Raw genomic sequence first — 22869 nt, forward strand, 5'->3', positions numbered from 1 at the left:
CCACTGTTGACAGCGACCGGAGATTCCGTCGTGTGAAGCCCTACTGCCGCGAAGGCGGACGCGGTCCGGCGCGTCCGACACACCGTTTATTTGCGTGGGGTTCCCACGCACATGTATGCATATCCGCGACGCTATTGAGGATGACGCCGAGCGACTGGCCGCCCTCGCTGACGGGCCGCCGGACGTGATGCGAAACCTCGTCCACGACCGGACCGTCCGCGTGGCCGAGGAAGACGACAGCATTGTCGGGTTCGTGAGCTTCGACGCCGAACGTGGGACCGTCCACGTGACACAACTGGCCGGGTCAAGCGACGCCTGCGAGGAACTCCTGACCGACCCGATCGAGTTCGCGCGCCGGGAACACATGACGGTCGAACTACTGCTCCCGGAGAACGAATCGCAAGTCAAGGCCGCTGTCGAGGCGGTCGGGTTCACCTCCACCGGAAACGGTCCCCGGTTCGATGGACAGGAGACGACGCGCTACCGGTTAGAACCGGAGCGAGCGGAACACTGATCGGCGTCAGGGGACCGAGAGCCGCCAGCCGAGCGTCGCACACAGCCCGAACCCGAAGGCGTTGAGCGAGCCGTGGAGCGCAACCATCGTCGAAATTGTCAGCCCCAGCGATCGGCCGGTGAACGTCGAGACGCCGTAGCCGAGCGCGAGCGCCATTGAAACGGGAAGTGCAACTGCCGCGATGCCGAGCAGGACCCCCTGTGGTCGGGGACAAGAAGGGACGACACGGCGCAAGACGACAGCGCCGAAGGCCGCGACGGCGACGGTAAAGAGGCTCACTGCGACGACCTCCACCAGCGGCGAGAAGGCGATTCCGACCGCGATGAGTGCCGGACCGACGAGGATGACACCGACAACGGTTCGCAATCCCCGCGAGTGGTAACCGAGATGTCGGCCAGTCAGTCCTGTTGCGAACGGAAGGACGAACCCAGCGTAGTGGAAGTGGACTGCCGTCAGTCGGATGATGACGCGGTCGAACCAGAGGGTCAGGTCAAGATGGGCCAGCAGGAGCGCGACCGAGCCCACTGAGACGTAGGCGAAGCCAGCGTCGATAGCGGTCTCCGGGAGCACCAGACCGCCCCGAACCCGAGTCCGTGCAAGCGCCGCGAGTCCGAGGAGGCCGGTGACAGCCAGCCACGGCGTTGCGAGCACGGCAGCCAGCGGTGCTGGTGACGGGACGATCAGCGAGACCGCGAGCAGGAGCGCGCCGACCGGCTGGAGCCAGATGGCAGCGGTCGTGAACCGACTGGCAAGCGCCTCGAACGCCCCAGTCACTGCAGTTCGGAGGGCGAGCGGGACCAGCACGAGCGGCGCGAGCGCGAGCGCCCGTTCGATAGCGTCCAGTTCGCCGGTAGCCGTCATCACCAGCCAGACCACCGCGCCAAACACCGCGCTCAGGTCTGCCACGGCGATGCCGCTGAGAGACGGCTGGGCGACGCTGTCGAGTGCTGACTTCCGAGACCCAGCGACGCGGTCGCTCATCGCGGGGGGAGTCGGTCGAGTCCGCGGACGATTCGAAGGTCATCGGGCGTCCCACCGCCGGCGGTCTGGTCCTGCGTGAACGTTCCGCGGTAGCCGAGCATGTGTCCAACGAGGTCGTTTTCGACGGTCGCGGTGACGTGGTAGCGTTCGTCGGTTTCGTCGTAGCGGTCACGTACCTCGACATCGGCGGCCAGCGGCCCCGGCAGGGGAACGTAACGGTCCCCGAGCCGAGCCCACTGCCGACCGCCGGCGACCACGAGGGCCCCATCCTCGACCCGCGGGTGGAGTTCGCTGGCGATCCGGCCGTGTGTTCCCAGAAAATCGAGCAATCGCTCGGCCTCGGCGTCCCAGACGGTCAGCGAGTCGAACAGCCGGGTGGTGTCGCCGAATTCGAAGGCGCGGCGGGTCGTCATGGCCTCGTGACCACCGTCCGTCGTATAGGCGACCGTCGTCACCGAGAACGGCACGTCCTCGCCGGCTTCGGGGAACAGCATATTCTGGGTCGTCATCGCGTACAGCGCCGGCAGGACCAGCGTTCCACGGGTAATATCCATCTCGCCACGGCCGACACAGACCGTCCCGTCGTCCGGAGCGAGGCTGTACCGGTCACGGACCTTTGGGTGGAGGTCAGCCGCGGCCTCGCCCAGCGCCCGCTCGTAGACGCCCGTCACAGCACTCCCCCGGCCGGTGGCGTCCCCAGCGCAAGCGGCGTCTCGACAGCAGTGTTCCGGCACGGCACTCCCGACGCGCCCCGCGTCTGTGCGTCCATTGGTTAGCTGTTCCCGGGGGAGATGGATATTTCTACTGGGTAGAAGACGGAAAATACTGAGCAAAGAGCCAGCACAGTCAGTTTTCGACCAGAAAGTCGAGCAGAGCCTCGTTGTTGGCGGCCCGTTCGCTCAGATTATTTTTTCGAGCGGAATTTGCGGTAGAGATACGCAACGCCAAGACTGCCGGCGACCAGCGTCGGGACCAGCGGCGCGTCGGCAACCTTCGACACCTGTCGCCGAACCGTCTGAGTGACTGACGACGGTTCTTCGATGAGGTCCAGCACGGCCTCGGTGCTGTTAGCGACCGGCTCCGGCTCGTTCCCGGCCTCGGCGGCCGCTTCGGGGTCTTTGAGCAGGTGGCCTGTGGTCAGGCAGACGACCGACTCGTCGCTGTCGACCTCGCCCTCGCGCCGGAGTTTCCGGAGGCCGGCGACGGAAGCGGCAGAGGCCGGTTCGACGCCGACGCCTTCCCCGGCGATGTCGCGCTGTGCTTCGGTAATTTCCTCGTCCGAGACGGCGACGGCAGTGCCGCCGGTCTCCCGGATGCCCGGCAGCGCCTTCGGCGCGTTGACCGGATTGCCGATGCGGATGGCGGTCGCGCGGGTCTCGACTTTCTCCCAGCGGCGGGTGTCCTCGTATCCGTTCTCGATGGCCTCGACCATCGGAGCGGCTCCCTCGGCCTGCACACCGGTGAGTTTGGGCACCTGCTCCTCGGTTATCGCGCCGGCCTTGACGAGTTCGCGGAAGCACTTGTACAGCGCCGCGGTGTTGCCAGCGTTGCCGACCGGCAGGACGATGCGGTCCGGATACTCGCCGTTGTCGGCGTAGAACTCCTCCATGATCTCCAGCCCGATAGTCTTCTGGCCCTCCAGACGGAAAGGGTTCAGCGAGTTCAGCAGGTAGGCCTCGCCGCGGGCGGCGAGGTCCTGCACGATGTCGAGACACTGGTCGAAGTTGCCGTCAACCTCCAGAATCCGGGCCCGGTGGAGGCTTGCCTGTGCGATTTTGCCAGCCGCGACCTTCCCGGCGGGCAGGAGAACGAGCGTCTCCATTCCGCCGCGAGCGCCGTAGGCTGCAAGCGCCGCGGACGTGTTGCCCGTCGAGGCACAGGCCAGTCGGTCGACGCCGACTTCCTGAGCGACCCGGACACCGACGGTCATGCCGCGGTCCTTGAACGAGCCGGTGGGGTTCATCCCCTCGTGTTTCACGCGGAGCGCGTCGACACCGATGTCGTCTTTCAGGCGAGGCATCTCGTGCAGCGGGGTATCACCCTCTGGGAGCGTGACGCCCTCCTCGAAGGGCAGGGCGGCGTTGTACCGCCAGACCCCCGAGCCCTCGAACTCGTCGAAGGTCGGCAAGTCGTCGTAGCGGACCTCGAGCAGGCCATCACAGTCGTCGCACGTGTAGCGAATCGCGTCGAAGGGAGCGAACGTCTCACCACACTCGATACAGGCCAGCCAGACGCCGTCATCGGCAACCGGCGGCACATCGTCGGTGAGTTGCAGGTCAGCCATTGTCGGGACCATGCCCCCAGTGGGCAAAAGTCGGACGGTTGTCGGCCATATCGTCGGCGCTCACGGTGCGGCGGCTATCACTCGCTGGGGCTAGCGTCGAATTCGTCGATACGGTGATGGACCGCGGCAGTCCACTCGTCAAGGGTCTTGTGCATCAGTTCGCGGGCCTCCGACAACGGTGTCGCAGTGTACTGGTAGACGTGGCCGCCGCCGTCGAGCAACCGCCGTTTCCGCGTCGCGAGCCCCTTCTCGCGGAGCGTTGACAGCGACCGGTTGACGTTCGAGCGGTCCCGGCCGAGTTCGTCAGCGAGTTCTTCGACAGTACTTGCAGGTGTCTCAAGCAATGTCTGATACGTCCGTACCTCGTGTTCCTGAACGCCGAAGACGGAAGCCATCACATCTGAGAGATTCGGTTCGTCGTCGACCATCAGCTCGTGGAACTGGTTCGGAGACGGGTTGACAGACATACCCATTTGTATTATTCCAATCCCGATAAACTGGGCCGTTACCTCAACCTCACCGCTATGGCACCGGCCCTGACCGCGTCCATCCGATTCCGAGCCGTCGGCGATAGCTCGAGAACCACTCCCCTGTGACCAGTTGTCTCATATATCAAACTGGGTACTGTTTCAGGTGGAGAATTGCTCTAAGACGGAATCATGGCTGTCGGAAAGGATAGTTACGCTCGTTTTACTCTCGTTTTGAGTTACAAATCAAAAGAGTTAACACTCGCAAACTGGTGTCAGTTAAAAAGAAGTAAGCGTATTTCTCCTCGTAGTGCCCAAGTTGCGATGAGGACGCTACTACTTCCCGATCCTAGAAACCAATGAATTACAGGAGTTTCGACCATCTCAGTTCGGATACGCAGGAATGGATCGTCGATCTACCGGACGACCTGGATCTGATCGTCGGAATACCCAGAAGCGGAATGTTCAGTGTCGAACTTACTCTCACTGCATCTCAATCTCCCGATGACGGATATCGACGGGTTACGGGAGGGGAGACTCCTACAGACGGGGGAACGATACGACGGCGAGTTCGACCTCTCGAAGTTCTCGAAGATACTAGTCGTCGACGACACCGTCTATACCGGAAGCGAAATGACCGGCGCGCAGTCGACAATCGACGGGTTCGATCTGTCCGCGGACGTGTACTACGGCGCTGTGTACGTGGACGAGGGCTCCGAACAGTTCGTCGATACGTATGCCCAGACCTTGGCGTTCCCGAGAGTATTCGAGTGGAACATGATGCACCACGACTTCCTCGAGGACTCCTGTGTTGACCTGGACGGCATCCTCTGTCGCGACCCGACACCCGAAGAGAACGACGACGGGCCGAAATACCGGGAGTTTCTTTCGACTGTCGATCCGATCTGTGTTCCCTCGGTGGAAATCGGGCAGATCGTTACCTGTCGGCTGGAGAAGTACCGCAACGAGACTGCCGCCTGGCTTGACGAACACGGAATCGAGTACGACGAACTGGTGATGATGCAGTATCCGGACAAGGCCACACGGGTCGCCGCAGGCAACCACGGCGAGTACAAGGCCACAGTGTACCAGTCCTCGGATGCCAAACTGTTCATCGAGAGCTCACACTCTCAGGCGCGGACGATTGCCATCCAGACGAGCAAACCCGTCTACAGCAAGGAGCAAAACCGGATGCTCCAGCAGGGGTATCTGAACCGCGTCGCCAGAAACGGCCAGATGTCTATTGAAGCTGTCAAATCTGACCCACTCAGATACGTCGAACAGCTTAGGGCAGACCCCGTCGACTTCGTCAAGCGGGCTTCGTCGGTGTTTCTCTAGACCACGTTTTCCCGGTTTGGTGAGCGCTACACGCGCACATTCGCGCAAAGCATGGGGAAAAGCCGTCCCCTACTTCGCTCGGGACGGTCTACGCCTGCTCAGCTAACCACGCGAGCAGCCCCTTCTGAGCGTGCAGGCGGTTCTCCGCCTGATCCCACACGACGGCGTTCTCCGACTCGATGGCGTCGTCGGTGACCTCCTCGCCGCGGTGGGCGGGGAGGCAGTGCATGAATGGTCGGTCCCCGAGCAGATCCGTCGTGATCTGGAAGCCCTCGAAGTCTTCGAGTTTCTGGCCGCGCTGGTCCTCCTGTCCCATGCTGACCCACACATCTGAGTACACCACATCAGCGTCAGCCACGGCGGCTTCTGGGTCGTGGGTCGTCTCAGGCGCGTTACCGAAGCCGGCGGCACGGGCGGCCACGTTGTCGGAGATGCCGTAGCCCTCCGGCGTTGCGACAGTGAGGTCGAGGCCAACCATCGCCGCGCCGATGACGAACGACTGGCAAACGTTGTTGCCGTCGCCGACCCACGCCACTGAGACATCCTCGAAACCGCCGAACCGCTCGCGGATGGTCAGCAGGTCGGCGAGCGTCTGGCAGGGGTGGGCGTCGTCGGTCAGGCCGTTGATGACCGGAACTTCGGCGTACTCGGCCAGTTCCTCGGCGTCCGCGTGGTCAAACACGCGGGCCATGATGAAATCGACGTAGCGCCCGAGCGCACGGGCGGTGTCTTTCACCGGTTCGCCGTGGCCCAGATGGATGTCGTCGGGACCGAGGAACACGGCGTGGCCGCCCAGTTGCGTCATCCCCGTCTCGAAGGAGACTCTGGTTCGGGTCGACGGCTTCTCGAATATCATGCCGAGCGTCTGCTGATCGAGCAGGTCACTCTGACTCCCCTCGCCGTGGTCGGCCTTGATAGCCGCGGCACGGTCGAGGACGGTCGCCAGTTCGTCGGTCGTGAGGTCGTCGACGTCGAGTATGTCCATGTCAGTCCTCCAGCAGGCGTTCGGTCGCGGTTTCGAGCACCGCGACGGAGCGGTCGTACTCGTCGAGCGGGAGGTGCTCGTTCGGTGCGTGGTCGAGGTCCGAGTCGCCAGGCCCGTATGTCACCATCGGACAGTCCCACGTCTTCGCGTAGACGTTCATGTCGCTGGTGCCGGTCTTGCGGAGCAGCGTGGGCTCGCCGCCCACCTGCCGAATCGCGGCCCGGAACGCCCGAGCAGCGCTGGTCCGGGGGCTCTGCATCACCGGCTCGACCTTGTCGTCCCAGTTGACCGTGCCGTTCTCCAGGAACCCGTCGGCGATTTCGCGGATCTCATCGGTGCTGTACTCCGGTGGGACCCGAAGCTGGACGTCCATCGTCGCCTCGACGGAGAGCCCGTCGCTCGACGTGCCGCCCTTGAAGTCGACTGGCTTGCAGGTGACGCGCTCGAAGACGGGGTGCCACTCGTCCGTGGCGAACTCGTCGTCGACCGACGACCACCAGTCGATAGCGTCCTGAATGGCGTTGTTCTCCGGGCGCGAGGAGTGGCCGGACTCGCTGGTAGCAACGTATGTCCCGGCCAGCAGCCCGCGATATCCCAGCGTGATGCCCTCCCAGCCGGAGGGTTCGCCGTTGATGACGGCACCGGGTGCCGACTCGCGGTCCTCGACGAGGAATCGAGCGCCTTTCGAGTCGACCTCCTCGCCGACGACGCCGACGAAGGAGGCCCCGGTGCGGACGGCCGCGACGGCCATCGCACATAGCGGCCCCTTCGCGTCGACGCTTCCGCGGCCCCAGAGCACGTCACCCTCATCGCCCTCCTCGACGCGAACCGGGATGTCGCCCGGGACAGTGTCGATGTGGGAAGTGAGCAAGACGCCGTCGTCAGCGGGCGCGCGGACGTTACCGACCTCATCAAGCCACGCCTCGCGGCCGTGGGCCTCGAAGAACTCGACTAACCGTTCGGCGGCCTCCGTCTCATTCCGCGAGACAGACGGGATGCGGACGACAGCTTCGAGCAGGTCACGTGCCTCGGTGTCAGCCTCGGGCGTCGCGGCTTCGCTCATCCCACCACCTCCGCCATCGCGTCAACGACGGCGTCGGCGTGGTCCTTGTCAATGGTCAGTGGCGGGAGGAGACGGATAACCGTGCGGCCGGCCGGCAGCGCGAGCACCTGATGGTTCAACGCGAGCTTTTTCAGCGCCGCGTTCGCCCCGCGGCCGACCTCGACACCGATCATCAGCCCCTCGCCGCGGATGTCCCGCACGTCGTCGCCGATAGCTGCTTCCAGTTCAGTCAGGAGGTAATCGCCGATAACAGCGGCGTTGCCGGGCACCGAGTCCTCGATAATGGTCGAGACCGTTGCGCCGGCAGCCGCCGAGATGACCGGCCCGCCGGAGAACGTCGAGGCGTGGGAGCCGTAGTTCTCAGCGATCCAGTCGCGACACAGCGTCGCGCCGATGGGGAGGCCGTTGCCCAGCCCCTTCGCCGCGGTTATCATGTCCGGCGCAACGGCAGCACGTTGGGAGTTCCACAGCGCACCGGTCCGGCCCATTCCGGTCTGGACCTCGTCGAAGATGAGCGCGGCCCCGGCATCCTCGGTGATCTCCCGGGCGTCTTCAAGATAGCCGTCCGAGGTGGGGTTGATGCCGCCTTCACCCTGAACCGGTTCGACAATGAACGCGGCGGTATCCTCGTCGACAGCCTCGTCGAGCGCCTCGCTGTCGTCGTAGGGGACGAACTCCACATCGCCTATGAGCGGCTCGTAGGGTTTCTTGTACTTGTTCTTCCACGTGGTCGCCAGCGCGCCCATCGTCCGGCCGTGAAAGCCCTGCATCGTCGCGACAATCTTGGAGTTGCCGGTTGCCGACCGGGCGAACTTCAGCGCGGCCTCGTTGGCCTCGGTCCCGGAGTTACAGAGCCAGGTCTTGTCGATCGGGTCCGGTGCAGTCTTTGCAAGCAGGTCGTACAGCGCCGTCCGTTCGGCGTTCGGGTACGACGCCTGGACGTACGTGATCTTCTCTAGCTGCTCGCTGACGGCGCTCTGGACCGCCGGGTGCTTGTGGCCCAGCGGGACACAGGCGTAGGACGCGCCCATGTCTAGGTACTCTGTGCCGTCGTCGTCGTAGACGTAGGCACCGTCGCCACGTTCGATCTGGATAGGTTTCTCGTTGAAGACGAATCCGCTCATTGTTCCTCCGTCGCTGTCTGGTCTGTGTCCTGTTCGAGTGCGCTCGCGTGAACGTGGGTTCCGCCGCCGTCAAGCGCCGAGAGAATCGGTGACTCGGCGTTGGCGTCGGCCACCACGACCTCCGATGCGCCGCCGTCGAGCGCCTCCTCGGCGGCCATGATTTTCCGGCCCATGAATCCCTCTGCAGCGTCTTCAAGAGCGTCCCAGTCGCTTGCCGTCTCGACCGATTCGATGAGCGTCGACGGGTCATCGGGGTCCGCGTAAACGCCCTCCACGTCAGTCAACAGCACCAACTGTGCGTCGAGTTCGCCGGCGATGGCCGCCGCCGAGCGGTCGGCGTCGGTGTTGACGGGAATTACTTCACCGTCGTCGTCCCCGGCCATCGGCGGTGCCGCAACGGGCGTGTAGCCATCCGCAAGCAGCGACTCAAGCAGGTCGCCGTTGACCTGCTTGGTCGTGCCCGAGTGGTCGCCGCGGCGAATCTTCTTTTTCCCGTCCTCGACGACCCGCACTGCGGACTTCCGCGGTCCGTAGAGCAGTTTGCCGTCGACGCCGGTGAGACCGACCGCGTCGACGCCCTCGCTCTGGAGGCCGGCGACGAGCTGGGTGTTGAGATGCCCAAAGGCCATTTCGAACACCTCCATTGTGGTCTCGTCGGTGAACCGGCCGACGACGCCCGACGGCGTCTCGACGTATTCGGGCTCGACGCCGAGCCGTTCGAGCGTCTCATCGACTTTGGTGGAGCCGCCGTGTACCACGACGACCTGCTCACCATCGGCCACTAACGATGCCACGTCCGCAAGCGCCCCCGCAGGGTCGACCGCGCGAGCGCCACCGACTTTGATAACGACTGTCATAAGAACTCAGGTCAGGGGTTACGGTGCGCCGACGGGGTGGAGCCCCTGGAACTCTAGGCCCGCCGTCTCTTCAATGCCGAGGGCGACGTTGGCCGCGTGGACGGCCTGGCCCGCCGACCCCTTCATCATGTTGTCGATGGCCGAGAACACGACTAGCCGCTTGTTGCCGGGGTCGAGTTCGAAGCCGACCTCGGCGCGGTTCGTCCCCGCGACCGACTTCGGTTCGGGGTAGCGGTAGACGCCACCGCCGCCGGCGACGAGTTCAACGAAGGGTTCGTCCTCGTACTCGCCGCGGTAGGCTCCCCAGAGGTCGCCTTTCGAAACAGGCCCCTCGGGGAAGACGTGACAGGTCGCGCTCGCGCCGCGGATCATGTCCACCGCGTGGACGGTAAACGACACGTCGATGCCGAGGAACTGCTGAATCTCGGCCTCATGGCGGTGGCCCGTGGGCGCATACGGGCGGACGACGCCCGAGCGCTCGGGGTGGCTCGAGGCCTCGCCGCCGCCGGCCCCGCCCTCGCTGGAGCCGACCTTCACGTCGACGACGATCTGCTCGTCGCCGGAGAGGATATCGGCCTCGAACAGCGGGAGCAGGCCAAGAATCGTCGCCGTGGCGTTACAGCCGCCGGAGGCGATGAGGTCCGCGCCTTCGAGGTTGTCGCGGTTGAGTTCCGGCAGCGCGTACTCGCTCTGTTCGAGCAGGTCCGGGCGCGTGTGCCCGTCGTACCACTCGTCGTACTGGGCCTCGCTATCGAGCCGGAAGTCCGCTGAGAGGTCGACGACCGTGCCGGCGGCCTCTTGGAACGCGTCGATCTGCTCCATCGAGACGCCGTGGGGCGTCGCGGCGAACAGCACGTCGACCGACTCCAGGTCCGACGGCGAGGAAAACCGCAGGTCCGAGTGGCGAAGGTTCGGGTGCGAGTGCCCGATGGTTTTGTTCTCCTTCGAGCGGCTGGTCGCCTGCGCCAGTTCGAACTCGGGGTGGCCGTCCAGCAGGCGGAGCAGTTCACCGCCCGTGAAGCCGGAGCCGCCAACGACGCTTGCCGTGTACGTCATGCTGTCACCTCGGCGTCGGCATCCGTCGCCGCCTTCTGTTCGAGCCAGTCGACGACCTTCGCGGGCACGTCCACGTCGGTGACCTCGTTCAAGGCCTTGAACTCGACAGTGTGGTTGACCTCGTGAACCGTGTAGTCCTCGAACTCTCCACTTTCCTCATCGATACCGACTTCCATCAGATCGATTCCAAGCAGCCCGCCACCGACCGCGTCGGAGGCCTTCTCGACCAGTTCCAGCGCGCGGTCGTCGAGTTCGAACTCGGCGGTCTCTGCGCCCTTGGCGGCGTTGGTGAGCCAGTGATCCGAGGAGCGCACCATCGCCGCAATGGGTTCGCCGTCGACAGCCAGCACGCGCATGTCGCGGCCGGGTTTTTCGACGAACTCCTGTACGTAGAAGATCTTGTGCTCGTAGTGGCCGAGTGTCTCCTTGTGTTCGAGGATAGCCTCGGCGGCCGAGCGAGAGTCGATCTTCGCCATCAGGCGACCCCACGAGCCGACGACCGGCTTCAGGACGCAGGGGTAGCCGAACTTCTCGATGGATTCCAGCGCGGCGTCCTTCGTGAACGCCACGTCGGTGTTCGGCGTTGGTACGCCCGCGGCCTCTAGCGCGAGGCTGTTGTTGACCTTGTCCGCGCAGGTGTCGGCGACCTCGGGGCCGTTGACCACGGGCACGCCGTAGGCCTCCGCGAACTTCGTCGCGTACACGCTGCGGCTGGTCGCCAGACAGCGGTCGACGACGATGTCCAGATCCTCGAAGGCCTCGGGGGCCTCGTGGATGTTGAACTGCTGTTTGCGAACGTCTATCTTCTCGATCTCGTGGTCGCGCTCGCGCAGTTCCGACAGGAGCAGCTTCTCGTCCCGGCGGATGCGCGAGTAGAGGAGTCCGACTTTCATATTGAGTCCTCCGTGGGTTCGCGGCTCGCAGCGCCGAGCGCCACGGTCACGTACGGCGTCGAGCGCCGCGCCACCGCGAACACCTCACTCACCCCAGTCCTCTTCGAGCTCGGGTGCGCTGTCGAGCTCGACGGGATCGGCGCCGACGACTTCCAGCTCGGCACCGCAGGTAGCACAGTCAACGATCTCTCCGACTTCGAGGTTGTCGTGCAGGGACACGTCCGCCCCACACTCGATGCATTCTGCCATTGTAGTTCATCCTGTGACAGGGATCCACTTAAAGCCTTCGAACATATCAGAATAGTTTAACGATACATACCGCCCTCTAATCGTATCAAAGCTCCAAATACGCCACGTTTCCGAGTCGTGTATCAGAAGTATGGTATAGTTGTCCCACGAGGGGACGGTGGTCGTTCAGACATATCGGTCCACCTCCGTCTGGCGGCGGTCAGTCGCCTGTGAAACCGCCTGCCGGCGGTCAGTCAGTGCCTCGTTGTCGGCGGCGAGGGCGTCTTCAGCCAGCGACACCTGCTCGACGACAGCGTCGGGAGCCGGGCCACCGCGGGAGTCCCGCATCGCGACACTTTCGGCTGGGTCGAGTGCGTCCGCCAGCGCGTCGCGGTCGACGTAGGCTGACAGAGGCTCGTCCAGCACGTCCTCGGCGACGGCCGACAACGCCTCGTAGTCGGGTGCATCTTCCGCAGGCCCCAGGCCAGCGGCGGCCTCGGCAACGACCTCGTGAGCCGTGCGGAACGGCACACCGGCCATCGCCAGCAAGTCCGCCACGCCAGTCGCCGTCGCAAACCCATCAGTGGCCGCGGCTTCGAGCGTCTCGGCGGGCCAGTCGGCGGTCGCGACCGCGCCAGCGGCGACTTCCACGCTCTCGGTGACGCTGTCGATTGCGTCCCAGGCGTGGCGGCCAGCACGCTGGAGGTCACGGTTGTACGCGCGGGGCTGGCCCTTGAGATTTGTCAGTAAGCCGTTCAGCCCGGCGACGGCGTCGCCGGTGCGTCCACGGACCAGTTCCAGCGTGTCGGGGTTCTTTTTCTGGGGCATGATCGACGACGTCGAGGCGTAGTCGTCGTGGAGGTCGACGTGACCCTTGCTCGCCATCACGACGATATCTTCGGCCAGCCCCGACAGATTCGTCGCCAGCGTGGCGACGGCGCTGGTCGTCTCGACGAGGAAATCGCGCGTCGCCGAGGCGTCCATCGAGTTTTCCGCCACCGAATCGAACCCAAGCAATTCCGCCGTGCGCTCGCGGTCCACGTCGAAGGGCGTCCCGGCGAACGCGGCCGACCCCAGCGGGTTCTGGTTGACCCGTTCGTAGGCATCCAGCAGCCGCGTGGTGTCGCGCTGGAGCGCCTGTTCGTAGGACAGCACCCAGTGGGCGATCGTCGTCGGCTGGGCGGGCTGAAGATGCGTGTAGCCGGGCATCACCGTCTCGCGCTCGGCGCGAGCCACTTCGATGAGTTGCTCGCGGGCACCGATGACAGTCTCGAGGAGGGCCAGTATGTCTTCGCGCAGGCGGTAGCGGATACAGGCCGCCACCTCGTCGTTGCGCGAGCGGGCGGTGTGCATCTTCCCGCCGTCCGGGCCGACGCGCTCGATGACCGCGCTCTCGATGGCTTCGTGAACGTCTTCGCCGTCAGGTAGCGCGCCGTGGCCCGCGTCTTCCACGTCCGCCAGCGCGGCCAGCACCTCGCCGGCCGTCTCGCGGTCGATGATCTCCTGTTCGGCCAGCATCACGACGTGGGCGCGGTCGACCGCGAGGTCGGCCGCGAAGATGCGCTCGTCGTCGGACAGCGAGGAGAGGAACGACCGGGCGGGCCCGCCCGCGAAGCGGTCGCGGCGGACGACCGTCTCGTCGTGGTCGTCAGCGTTTGCCGTCTCGTGGTCCTCGCCGTCGCTCATTCGCTTACTCCTCCGTATCCTCGCTCGCGGCGTGGTCGCCGCTGCCGTCCGTCACGGCGGCCCCTTTCTTCGCGTCGTCCAGAATCTTGTTCGCAAGGCGAGACTGGAAGCCGTGGTACTTCGCGACGCCGGTCGCGTCCTGTTGGGTGATACCGCCGGAGACATCCTCCTCGTTGAACGAGGCTGCCGACTCGCTGTAGACGGCGTAGTCCGATTCGCGCGAGACCGGGCGGCAGTGGCCGCCTTCGAGTTTGACCGTAACGGTCCCGGTGACGCGCTCGTTAGTGTCGTCGATAAACGCTTCGAGCGCCCCCGTCAGCGGTGCGTCGACGAGCCCCTGATAGGCCTTCTGTGACCACTCTTGATCGACCTGGGCCTTGAACTGGCGCTCCTCCTGCGTGAGGACGAGCCCTTCGAGCGCCTCGTGGGCCGTCAGCAGTACCGTCGCTGCGGGGTGTTCGTAGTTCTCGCGGACTTTCAGCCCGAGCATACGGTCCTCCATCATGTCCGTGCGACCGATGCCGTGGGCCCCCGCCTGCTCGTTGAGTTGTTCAATGAGTTCGACGCCGCCGAGTTCCTCGCCATCGACGGCAACGGGAACACCTTCCTCAAATTCGACCTCGACGAGTTCGGCGTCCTTGTCCGAGGGGTTCTCGGTCCACTTGTAGATGTCGTCGGCTGGGATGGTGCTCGGGTCTTCAAGTTCGGAGCCCTCGATGGAGCGGCTCCAGAGGTTCGTATCGATTGAGTAGCGGCCGCCGTCGCCGCCCTCAACGGGCAGGCCCTTTTCGGCAGCGTACTCGTTTTCCCACTCGCGGGTGAGCCCGAGTTCACGCACCGGCGCGATGACATCGAGGTCAGAGTCGCGCCAGACGGACTCGAAGCGGAGCTGGTCGTTGCCCTTGCCGGTACAGCCGTGTGCGACGGCCGAACAGCCCTGCTCCTCGGCGACCGAGAGAATGGCTTTGGCGATGACCGGGCGCGCGAGGGCGGTCCCGAGCGGGTAGCCCTGATAGTCGGCGTTTGCCTTGACGGCCTCCATACAGAGGTCCGCGAACTCCTCGGTTGCGTCGACGACGTGCTGTTCGACGCCCAGCGCTTCGGCTGTTTCCTCGGCCTCCTCGAACTCGTAGTCGGGCTGGCCGACGTCGACGGTGACGCCGATGACTTCGTCGTAGCCGTACTCTTCTTTCAGCAGCGATACGCAAACTGTCGTGTCGAGCCCGCCCGAGAAAGCGAGCGCGACGGTTCCGTTTCCTTCTGGCATGGATGTGTTCTGAATTGGTTCCGTGGTGTGCCTGTCGGTTTCTCGATCGAACAACAGATCGAGTATCCCATCGAACCGACGACGACGGCGTCTAGCGACGAAACGAACCTGTCGAGTGAAGAGTAAGTAGTAGTGGGCCTAGAAACGGCCCGGTCGTCGTCGTCGTGGGGAGAAACGGAGGGACCCCTCGCTGTCCGCAGCGAGCATCGTGGAGAGGGGGGTCCGCGTCATGTACTTTCTGCTGTGTGACTCGGGTACTAATAGCTTCCGTGTTCACAGTGGTGTGAGTGTGGGCAACAGACACATATTCTCAGCAGCCATCACGTCGCCCGTAGCGACCAGTGGCGGCACACAGATCGGCAGGTACAGACTACAAACAGCGTATTCGCCTTCTCTCGCGTTATTGGCCAGCGTCAGTAGTGTCGGACCCACCACCCGGCTGCTCGGTTTCCCCGCCATCGGTGGCCGTCTCGTTGGCTGGCGTAGCATCGGTATCGTTCGTCCGTTCACCCGCCGGGGTCCGCTCCGGCCCGGTCCCCGGACGGTCGTCCATCTCGGTTCGGTTCGCCACGTCGCCGCCGCGGCCGCTGGCAACGTCAGGTCGAGCCTGCTGCCCGACGTTCGGCCCGGCGATACCCTGTGCGATAGCGGCGACTTCCGGACCGCTTAGTTCGCTCGCGCGCTGTGAGAGGGTTTTGATCGCCGCCGCGTCGATGCCCTTCTTCTCCAGCGCTTCGGCAGGGAGCTGGCTGGCGGTTTCGTTCGTCTCGTCTGCCAGTCGCTGGACGTTCTTCGTTTCAGCGTGGAGCTGTGCGGCCTTCGCCCGGTACTCGCCCTCGCTCATCGAGTCGTTCTCGCGGGCTTGCTCCAGCGCCTGCTTGCGCTGCTGGAGTTCTTCGAGTCGGGACTCGGAGTCGCTCACCTGCTCTGCGACGACGGACGCCTTCGCATCGTCGGTGTTCGCCTGCGCGATGCGGATGCCGAACGTCCGGGACTGGACCTCGCCGTCCAGTTCAGCCTCCTGCACGCTGACGACGCCCGCCAGCTGTGCGCCGGGAGCCGTCGCGTTCTCATCGGCCTGTTCAGGCACCGCTTCCGTTTCCTGTGCCATCGTTGCGGCAGGTACCGCGGCGAGCGTGCTCACCACGAGCAGCAGCGCCAGCACTACCGGAGTCGTTCGTCTCATTATATCCACTACTTGTCCACCCAAGACCCTATAAACAGACATCAGTGATGCCGGGTTAGCGCCGATTAAGCCGAATTAAAACCGCAATACTGCGCTCGTGCCAACTGACAGGTTCCGGTGAACGGTCGGTGCCTTTATTACTCTGTTTCGCCGTCGCTGTCGGTTCCGTCGCCCCCGCTGCCGTCACCACCAGTCACGTCAGTGTCCGGCAACGTCACCACGTTTTCTCGGCCGATACGGAACGTCTCGACTTTGTCCTCATCGCGCAGACCGCCGATGACCTGACTCGTCTTGGCGTCGGTCCAGTCGAGTTCGCCGGCCACCTGCTGTTGTTTGAGCCGCCCGCCGTTCGATTCGAGGAGTTGTAGGACCTGCTCTTCGTTGCTCAGGAGTTCGGCCGGCGGTGCGCCAGCGTCGGCGTCCGTGCCAGCGGCGGCCTCCGCTTCTGAATCATCTGATTCAACCATCGACGCCGGAGGTTCGGCTGGCTCACCGCCGCCAAGGATGCCGTATCGTCGAAGGGCATACGCCCCGGCGGCGATACCGACGAGCGCGAGGATTCCACCGACGAGGAGGCCGTTCGACCCACTGTCACCGCCAGCGCTGTCCCCCGAAGTGACAACCACTCGTGGCTCCGATTCCCCGAACGTCTGTTGGCCGCGCCAGGTGACAGAGTCGTTCTTCCGTTCGTCGGCCTGTGGCGCGACGGAGTCGGCCTGATAGCCTGCCGGCCAGCGGACAGTCAGGGAGGTCTCGCTGTCCAGAAACAGCCCAGAGAGCGCGTCGCCGATTTCGAGGCGGTTGTCGGAGACGCCAGCGAAGTTCGTCCACTGGAACCGGTAGGTGATGACGCCGTACGTCTGACCGAACGTCTCCTCGCGTGCGCTCACGGAGACGTTCTCGATGGCCATCTCGCGGCCGGTTGCGTTCTCCGCGGCCCCAGCAGTGCGTTGCATCCGACTCTCGAAGCGCTCCGTGTACGCTGCAGGGTTTGCCTGGATATCCGCTCGCAGGTCCTCAAAGGCCTGCGTGGCGTTGTCGTCGTCTAATCGGATACGGTAGGCGACCGTCCAGTCGGCGGTCCCATCGGGGCCCACGTCTGCGGTCATCACAACTACGTCCGCGTCGACAGACTGCTGGCCGAGGCTGCCGAAACCAGCCCCGGTCGCTGTCGGTACAAGCAGTGCTACCGCGACGAAGACGACTACTAGCGTTCCAGCGCTCCGACCCATCCTACCGCGGCTATCCCCTCGGCAGGTATATCGTTTATTGCCGATTGAGTGAACTGATACTCAGCGACCTTACATCCCATGCCACGCTCGTGCCCGAGCCTGACTCGCCACCTCCCACGGCCACAAGGGGTTTGCCCCGCGAGAGAGTCCTGTCGAGCATGGACAGAGCAAAACTCGACGTGGACACCCTGCTGAAGATTGTCCTCGTCCTCATTGTTGTCTGGTTGGTGCTCGAGGTACTCGATACGGCACTCGGGCTGTTGACTGGCCTGCTCGGCATACTTCAGCCGTTCCTCGGCGTGATTCTGGTCGTTCTCATCGTCCTGTGGCTGGTCGACCGACTGTAGGACCGCGCTCTTTTTCCCGACAGCAAGCGACCCGCTCACTGTGTACAGCATCAACGTCCCGCTCCCGTCAGCAGTCACGTCGCTGGCGGCCGACCTCGCGTCGGACCTGCCGCTCGCACAGCGACGGGGACGGGGCGAGCACACGCTGGTCGCCAAGCGACTGGGCGACGGCGACCACACAGCCTACGCGCGACTGGAAGCGCAGGGGCGTGAGGCGCTTCGCGGCCAACCGGCATTCGAGGCGAAGATTGCAGGCGTCGAGCAGTTCGAGACGGCCGTGACCGGGCCGTCGCCGGTGGTGTATCTCGCCGTCGAGAGCCCCGGACTGGTCGCCCTGCACGAGCGGCTCTGCGAGCGGGTCGACCCGGTCGACGAGATGGAAGGCGACGAGTACGTTCCGCACGTAACCGTCGCCCGCGGCGGGGACCGCGACGCGGCCGCACGGCTGGTCGAGCGAGACATCGAGCCGATCCGGTGGACCGTCGACGAACTCGCCTTCTACGACGCCGACCGGAACCAGCCGGTCAGTCGAGTGTCGCTGCCGGGGTAACTCCGGTCAGTCGTCTGTCCTGGCACAATGGCGAACAGGCGGCACACGTCGACCCCGGCGCGGTGGTGCCGCACAACCGCTCAGCGCGCCGGGCCGTGGCTATGTCACAGCGGCCGTGGTCTCGGCTTCGGATGTAAACGGTTGGACCGAAAGCAACGCTTTTGGAGCGGCCTGCCATCCAGTACAGATATGGATTACCGCGAAGTCGACAGTACGTCCGAGTTCGTCTGCCGACTGGAGCATGGTGGGGACTGGCGCGCGCAGATCGAGGCCTTCGCAGACGAACAGGACATCGACGCCGGCTTTTTCTACGGTCTTGGGGCAGTGCAGGACGCGGAACTCATGTTCTACGACCAAGACCGGACCGAATACGACTCACTGACTTTCGACGAACCGCTTGAGGTCGCCGCCTGCATGGGCAATATCTCGCATCTCGATGGGGAGCGGTTCGCCCATACCCACGCCGTCCTCTCACGGCCCGACGGCGAGGCAGTCGCCGGCCACCTGAACGCCGGTACCGTCTGGGCGGGTGAACTGTACGTCCGCGGGTTCGATACAGAACTCCGGCGGGAGCACGACGAGCCGACCGACCTGGACCTCTGGAATATCTAAGATGCGGGAGGCCGACGAACAGTACTTCGAAACGCTCGAAACCCAGCTCGAAGCCGCCTTCGACGTCGCCGAGCGGGCCAAAGAGCGCGGTGGCGACCCGAAGCCCGAAGTCGAGATTCCGACCGCTCGTGACATGGCCGACCGGGTCGAAAACATCCTCGGCATCGACGGCGTTGCCGAGCGAGTGCGGGAACTGGAGGGGCAGATGTCCCGCGAGGAGGCCGCGCTGGAACTGGTCGAGGACTTCGTCGAGGGGACTGTCGGCGACTACGACAGCCGCGAGGGGAAAGTTGAGGGCGCGGTCCGGACTGCTGTTGCCCTGCTGACCGAGGGTGTCGTCGCCGCCCCGATCGAGGGCATCGACCGCGTGGAACTGCTGGAAAACGACGACGGCACGGAGTTCATCAACGTCTACTACGCCGGCCCGATCCGCTCTGCCGGCGGGACTGCACAGGCCCTCTCGGTGCTGGTCGCCGACTACGCTCGTGCACTGCTGGGCATCGACCAGTACAAGGCCCGCGAGGAGGAGATCGGCCGCTACGCCGAAGAGATCGACCTCTACGACAAGGACACCGGCCTCCAGTACTCGCCAAAGGAGAAGGAGACGAAATTCATCGCCGAGCATATGCCGATCATGCTCGACGGCGAGGCAACTGGCGACGAAGAGGTGTCGGGCTATCGGGACCTCGAACGGGTCGACTCGAACTCCCCGCGTGGCGGGATGTGTCTGGTACTGGCCGAAGGGATCGCGCTGAAAGCGCCGAAGATCCAGCGCTATACTCGGAACTTAGACGAGGTCGACTGGCCGTGGCTGCAGGACCTCATCGATGGGACCATCGGCAAGGACGAAGACGGGCAGGAAGACGGCGCAGACGAGGCGAACGACGACGACGGTGGCGATGGCGCGGACGACGACGGTGCGGACGACGCTGCCGGGCAGGCGGGACCGCCGCGGGTCGACCCCGCCGACAAATACCTCCGGGACCTCATCGCCGGCCGACCGGTGTTCTCCCACCCGTCGAAGGCGGGCGGGTTCCGGCTTCGCTACGGCCGGTCACGCAACCACGGCTTCGCAACCGCCGGCGTCCACCCGGCAACGATGCATCTCGTCGACGACTTCCTCGCGACCGGGACCCAGATCAAGACCGAGCGGCCGGGGAAAGCCGCCGGCGTCGTGCCGGTCGACACTATCGAGGGGCCGACCGTGCGCCTAGCCAACGGCGACGTGCGCCGCATCGACGATGCCGAAGAGGCACTGGCAGTCCGCAACGGCGTCGAAAAAATACTCGACCTGGGCGAGTACCTGGTCAACTACGGCGAGTTCGTCGAGAACAACCACCCACTCGCACCGGCCTCCTACACTGTCGAGTGGTGGGAGCAGGATCTTGACGCTGCCGGCGCGGACGTGCAGGCGATGCAGGATTCACCCCACATCGATCTCACGGACCCGAGCGCCGAGGAAGCCATCGAATGGGCAACCGAGTACGACGCCCCGCTGCACCCGAAATACACCTACCTCTGGCACGACGTAAGCGTCGACCAGATGTGTGCGCTCGCCGACGCCGTCGAGGACGCACAGGTCGCGCAGACCGACGGTGCGTACGCCGACCCGGAGATGGACGGCACGGCGGGCGACGCACACAGCGACGACGGCGCGCTTATCCTTCCACGGAGCGACGCCGTCCAGCAGACACTGGAACACCTCCTCATCGAGCACACACAAGACGAGGACACGATTACGGTCACCGACTGGGTACCGCTGGTGCGGACACTCGGGTTCTCCCGGTCGCTGGAGCGCGACTGGGCACCGTCGGAACTCTCCGAGCACGCGCGGACCTACGGCGAGAGCGAGTCGGTCGACGCCATCGGCGTTGCCGAGGACGCCGAGCAAGAAGACGGCCAGAACGCCATCAAAGCGGTCAATGAGATCGCGCCGTTCCAGGTCCGAGAGCGTGCCCCGACCCGCATTGGCAACCGGATGGGTCGCCCCGAGAAATCAGAGCGTCGGGACCTCTCGCCGGCCGTCCACACACTCAGCCCCATCGGCGAGGCCGGCGGCGCACAGCGGGACGTTGCCAAGGCGACGAAACACGCCGACGACATGAGCGACACGCCCGGCCGCGTCGAAGTGGAAGTAGCCCGGCGGCGCTGTCCCAGCTGCGGGAGCGAGACCCATCAGGCGAACTGTGCCGAATGCGGCGGGACCACCGAGCCGGTGTACGTCTGCCCCGACTGCGAAACCGAGGTCGAGCGCGACGAGTCCGGCCGCGCGGAGTGTTCCCGGTGTGAGACGCTCGCCTCGCCGACCCAGTACAAGGTGCTCGACCTGCAGGAAGCGTATCGGGACGCCCTGCAGAACGTCGGCGAGCGCGAGACGGCCTTCGAGCAACTGAAAGCGGTCAAGGGGCTCACATCCGAGGAGAAAGTCCCGGAGCCGATGGAGAAGGGTATCCTCCGGGCGAAACACGACGTCTCGGCGTTCAAGGACGGCACGGTCCGCTACGACATGACGGACCTTCCCGTGACGGGGGTCCGGGCCTCGGAACTGGACGTCTCCGCTGAGCGACTACGGGGACTGGGCTATACAGAGGACATCCACGGCGACCCGCTAACCCACGAGGACCAACTGGTCGAGCTAAAGGTACAGGACATCGTCCTCTCAGACGGCGCGGCCGAGCATATGCTCCAGACCGCCCGCTTCGTTGACGACCTTCTAGAGCAGTACTACGGGCTGGAGCGGTTCTACGAGTTCGACGACCGCGAGGACCTCGTCGGCGAACTCGTATTCGGAATGGCCCCCCACACCAGCGCGGCGACGGTCGGCCGCGTGGTCGGCTTCACCTCCGCCGCCGTCGGCTACGCGCATCCGTACTTCCACGCCGCCAAGCGACGGAACTGCTTCCATCCGGACACCCGGCTGTGGTACGAGGATGAGGGTGGCAACTGGGAATACGGCACCATCGAGGAACTGGTCGAAAACCGGCTGCACGACCCCGAAGAAGACGACTTCGGGACGCTCGTGCAGGAACTGGACGGCGACCTCACCGTGTCGTCATTGGATGATGACGGTCCCTGTCGCCAGCCCGTGGACGCCGTCTCGAAACACCCCGCGCCGGACCACCTCGTCGAAGTAACCGTCGGTGACCGGACGCTCCGTGTCACGCCCGACCACACGATGCTCCGGGCCGGTCAAGATGGGATCGAGGAGGTCCCGGCCAGCGACCTGACTTCCGGTGACAATCTCCCCGCATACGACGGCGGCGAGACGACCACGATGACAGCACGCGGCGAAGCCTCGACGGAAGCCACTGACGGCGCAGCACCCACAGACACCGTCGAAGCTGTCGAGTACGTCGAAAGCGACATCGACCACGTCTACTGTCTCACGGTCGCCGACACGCATCGGGTGGCCGTCGAAGGGACCTACGTCGGGCAGTGCGACGGCGACGAGGACTGTGTGATGCTCCTGATGGACGGCCTGTTGAACTTCTCGAAGTCGTACCTCCCGAACCAGCGTGGCGGACAGATGGACGCCCCGCTGGTGATGTCATCGCGTATCGACCCCAGCGAGATCGACGACGAGGCCCACAACATGGACATCATGGACGCCTATCCCCGGGAGTTCTACGAGGCCACCCGCGAGATGAAAGACCCGACCGAGGTCGAGGACGTGATGAAAATCGCCGAGGAGACGCTGGGGACCGACCGCGAGTACACCGAGTTCCGCCACACCCACGACACGGCGAACATCGCCGCCGGGCCGGACCTCTCGGCGTACAAGACGCTCGGCTCGATGGAGGACAAGATGGACGCCCAACTGGAGATTTCTCGGAAACTGCGGGCCGTCGTCGAGAGCGACGTGGCCGAGCGCATCATCGAGTACCACTTCCTGCCAGACCTCATCGGGAACCTCCGGGCGTTCTCCAGACAGGAGGTCCGCTGTCTGGACTGCGGGGAATCGTTCCGCCGCGCGCCCCTGACCGGCGACTGCCGGGAGTGTGGCGGCCGAGTCAACCTCACCGTCCACGAGGGGTCGGTCAACAAGTACATCGACACGGCCATCCGCGTTGCCGACGAGTTCGGTGCCCGCGACTACACGAAACAGCGGCTCAAGATTCTCGAACGGAAGATCGAGTCGGTGTTCGAGAACGACCACAACAAGCAGTCAGGTATCGCGGACTTCATGTGAGCGACAACGG

Annotated in this window: 21 protein-coding genes; 6 read left to right on the forward strand and 15 right to left on the reverse strand. The window is 64.7% G+C overall.

The window, feature by feature from the left end:
• Nucleotides 1-115: 115 nt before the first annotated feature.
• The gene (locus tag ACODNH_RS10215; RefSeq protein ID WP_434531331.1) at nucleotides 116-514 is read left to right on the forward strand and encodes a hypothetical protein; all 399 of its coding nucleotides are present in this window, start codon (nucleotides 116-118) and stop codon (nucleotides 512-514) included.
• 6 nt (nucleotides 515-520) lie between these two features.
• Here the strand turns inward: ACODNH_RS10215 and ACODNH_RS10220 are convergent, their stop codons facing one another.
• From ACODNH_RS10220 to ACODNH_RS10235, 4 genes are all read right to left on the reverse strand, one after another.
• Nucleotides 521-1495 (reverse strand): YndJ family protein, encoded by a 975-nt coding sequence (locus tag ACODNH_RS10220; protein WP_434531332.1) that lies wholly within the window; start codon nucleotides 1493-1495, stop codon nucleotides 521-523.
• Complete coding sequence (locus ACODNH_RS10225; RefSeq protein WP_434531333.1) at nucleotides 1492-2166, reverse strand: DUF4166 domain-containing protein; 675 nt, start codon at nucleotides 2164-2166, stop codon at nucleotides 1492-1494. Before ACODNH_RS10225 ends, ACODNH_RS10220 begins: the two co-directional genes overlap by 4 nt.
• 233 nt (nucleotides 2167-2399) lie before the next feature.
• Nucleotides 2400-3791 carry a threonine synthase gene (thrC, locus tag ACODNH_RS10230; RefSeq protein WP_306709952.1) on the reverse strand — a complete coding sequence of 464 codons (1392 nt, stop codon included), beginning with the start codon at nucleotides 3789-3791 and terminating at the stop codon, nucleotides 2400-2402.
• Nucleotides 3792-3856: 65 nt separating this feature from the next.
• Nucleotides 3857-4246 (reverse strand): helix-turn-helix domain-containing protein, encoded by a 390-nt coding sequence (locus ACODNH_RS10235; protein ID WP_434531334.1) that lies wholly within the window; start codon nucleotides 4244-4246, stop codon nucleotides 3857-3859.
• A gap of 504 nt (nucleotides 4247-4750) precedes the next feature.
• Between ACODNH_RS10235 and ACODNH_RS10240 the strand changes: the two genes are divergently transcribed.
• Complete coding sequence (locus ACODNH_RS10240; RefSeq protein WP_434531335.1) at nucleotides 4751-5584, forward strand: orotate phosphoribosyltransferase; 834 nt, start codon at nucleotides 4751-4753, stop codon at nucleotides 5582-5584.
• An 88-nt stretch (nucleotides 5585-5672) separates the two neighbouring features.
• Here the strand turns inward: ACODNH_RS10240 and argF are convergent, their stop codons facing one another.
• The 11 genes from argF to ACODNH_RS10295 all read right to left on the reverse strand — a co-directional run bounded on the left by argF (nucleotide 5673) and on the right by ACODNH_RS10295 (nucleotide 17161).
• Nucleotides 5673-6569: an ornithine carbamoyltransferase gene (gene argF / locus ACODNH_RS10245; protein ID WP_434531336.1), complete on the reverse strand. Its 897-nt coding sequence runs from the start codon at nucleotides 6567-6569 to the stop codon at nucleotides 5673-5675.
• 1 nt (nucleotide 6570) lies between these two features.
• Entirely contained in the window at nucleotides 6571-7632 is a 1062-nt protein-coding gene (locus ACODNH_RS10250) for a [LysW]-lysine hydrolase (protein ID WP_306709960.1), read from the reverse strand.
• Nucleotides 7629-8756 carry an aspartate aminotransferase family protein gene (locus ACODNH_RS10255; RefSeq protein ID WP_306709962.1) on the reverse strand — a complete coding sequence of 376 codons (1128 nt, stop codon included), beginning with the start codon at nucleotides 8754-8756 and terminating at the stop codon, nucleotides 7629-7631. The genes ACODNH_RS10250 and ACODNH_RS10255 overlap by 4 nt, the downstream gene beginning before the upstream one ends.
• Entirely contained in the window at nucleotides 8753-9613 is an 861-nt protein-coding gene (locus ACODNH_RS10260) for an acetylglutamate/acetylaminoadipate kinase (RefSeq protein WP_306709964.1), read from the reverse strand. Before ACODNH_RS10260 ends, ACODNH_RS10255 begins: the two co-directional genes overlap by 4 nt.
• A gap of 18 nt (nucleotides 9614-9631) precedes the next feature.
• Complete coding sequence (gene argC, locus ACODNH_RS10265) at nucleotides 9632-10669, reverse strand: N-acetyl-gamma-glutamyl-phosphate reductase (RefSeq protein ID WP_306709966.1); 1038 nt, start codon at nucleotides 10667-10669, stop codon at nucleotides 9632-9634.
• Entirely contained in the window at nucleotides 10666-11562 is an 897-nt protein-coding gene (gene lysX, locus ACODNH_RS10270; RefSeq protein ID WP_306709968.1) for a lysine biosynthesis protein LysX, read from the reverse strand. The genes argC and lysX overlap by 4 nt, the downstream gene beginning before the upstream one ends.
• A gap of 84 nt (nucleotides 11563-11646) precedes the next feature.
• Nucleotides 11647-11811 carry a lysine biosynthesis protein LysW gene (gene lysW / locus ACODNH_RS10275; protein WP_004959888.1) on the reverse strand — a complete coding sequence of 55 codons (165 nt, stop codon included), beginning with the start codon at nucleotides 11809-11811 and terminating at the stop codon, nucleotides 11647-11649.
• Between the two features lie 165 nt (nucleotides 11812-11976).
• The gene (gene argH / locus ACODNH_RS10280; protein WP_434531337.1) at nucleotides 11977-13476 is read right to left on the reverse strand and encodes an argininosuccinate lyase; all 1500 of its coding nucleotides are present in this window, start codon (nucleotides 13474-13476) and stop codon (nucleotides 11977-11979) included.
• A 4-nt stretch (nucleotides 13477-13480) separates the two neighbouring features.
• Complete coding sequence (locus tag ACODNH_RS10285; protein WP_306709974.1) at nucleotides 13481-14743, reverse strand: argininosuccinate synthase; 1263 nt, start codon at nucleotides 14741-14743, stop codon at nucleotides 13481-13483.
• 400 nt (nucleotides 14744-15143) lie between these two features.
• The gene (locus tag ACODNH_RS10290) at nucleotides 15144-15929 is read right to left on the reverse strand and encodes a hypothetical protein (protein WP_306709976.1); all 786 of its coding nucleotides are present in this window, start codon (nucleotides 15927-15929) and stop codon (nucleotides 15144-15146) included.
• 137 nt (nucleotides 15930-16066) lie between these two features.
• Complete coding sequence (locus ACODNH_RS10295) at nucleotides 16067-17161, reverse strand: helix-turn-helix transcriptional regulator (RefSeq protein ID WP_306709978.1); 1095 nt, start codon at nucleotides 17159-17161, stop codon at nucleotides 16067-16069.
• Nucleotides 17162-17319: 158 nt separating this feature from the next.
• Between ACODNH_RS10295 and ACODNH_RS10300 the strand changes: the two genes are divergently transcribed.
• The 4 genes from ACODNH_RS10300 to ACODNH_RS10315 all read left to right on the forward strand — a co-directional run bounded on the left by ACODNH_RS10300 (nucleotide 17320) and on the right by ACODNH_RS10315 (nucleotide 22859).
• The gene (locus ACODNH_RS10300) at nucleotides 17320-17508 is read left to right on the forward strand and encodes a DUF7554 family protein (protein ID WP_005536815.1); all 189 of its coding nucleotides are present in this window, start codon (nucleotides 17320-17322) and stop codon (nucleotides 17506-17508) included.
• A 40-nt stretch (nucleotides 17509-17548) separates the two neighbouring features.
• Nucleotides 17549-18058 (forward strand): 2'-5' RNA ligase family protein, encoded by a 510-nt coding sequence (locus ACODNH_RS10305; protein WP_306709983.1) that lies wholly within the window; start codon nucleotides 17549-17551, stop codon nucleotides 18056-18058.
• A 189-nt stretch (nucleotides 18059-18247) separates the two neighbouring features.
• Nucleotides 18248-18670, forward strand: coding sequence for a PPC domain-containing DNA-binding protein (locus ACODNH_RS10310; RefSeq protein WP_306709985.1), 423 nt, complete (start codon nucleotides 18248-18250; stop codon nucleotides 18668-18670).
• A gap of 1 nt (nucleotide 18671) precedes the next feature.
• Nucleotides 18672-22859: a DNA-directed DNA polymerase II large subunit gene (locus ACODNH_RS10315; protein ID WP_434531338.1), complete on the forward strand. Its 4188-nt coding sequence runs from the start codon at nucleotides 18672-18674 to the stop codon at nucleotides 22857-22859.
• Nucleotides 22860-22869 lie beyond the last annotated feature (10 nt).

Origin of the sequence: Haloarcula sp. NS06, from assembly GCF_051122755.1 — an archaeon.
Taxonomy (GTDB): domain Archaea; phylum Halobacteriota; class Halobacteria; order Halobacteriales; family Haloarculaceae; genus Haloarcula.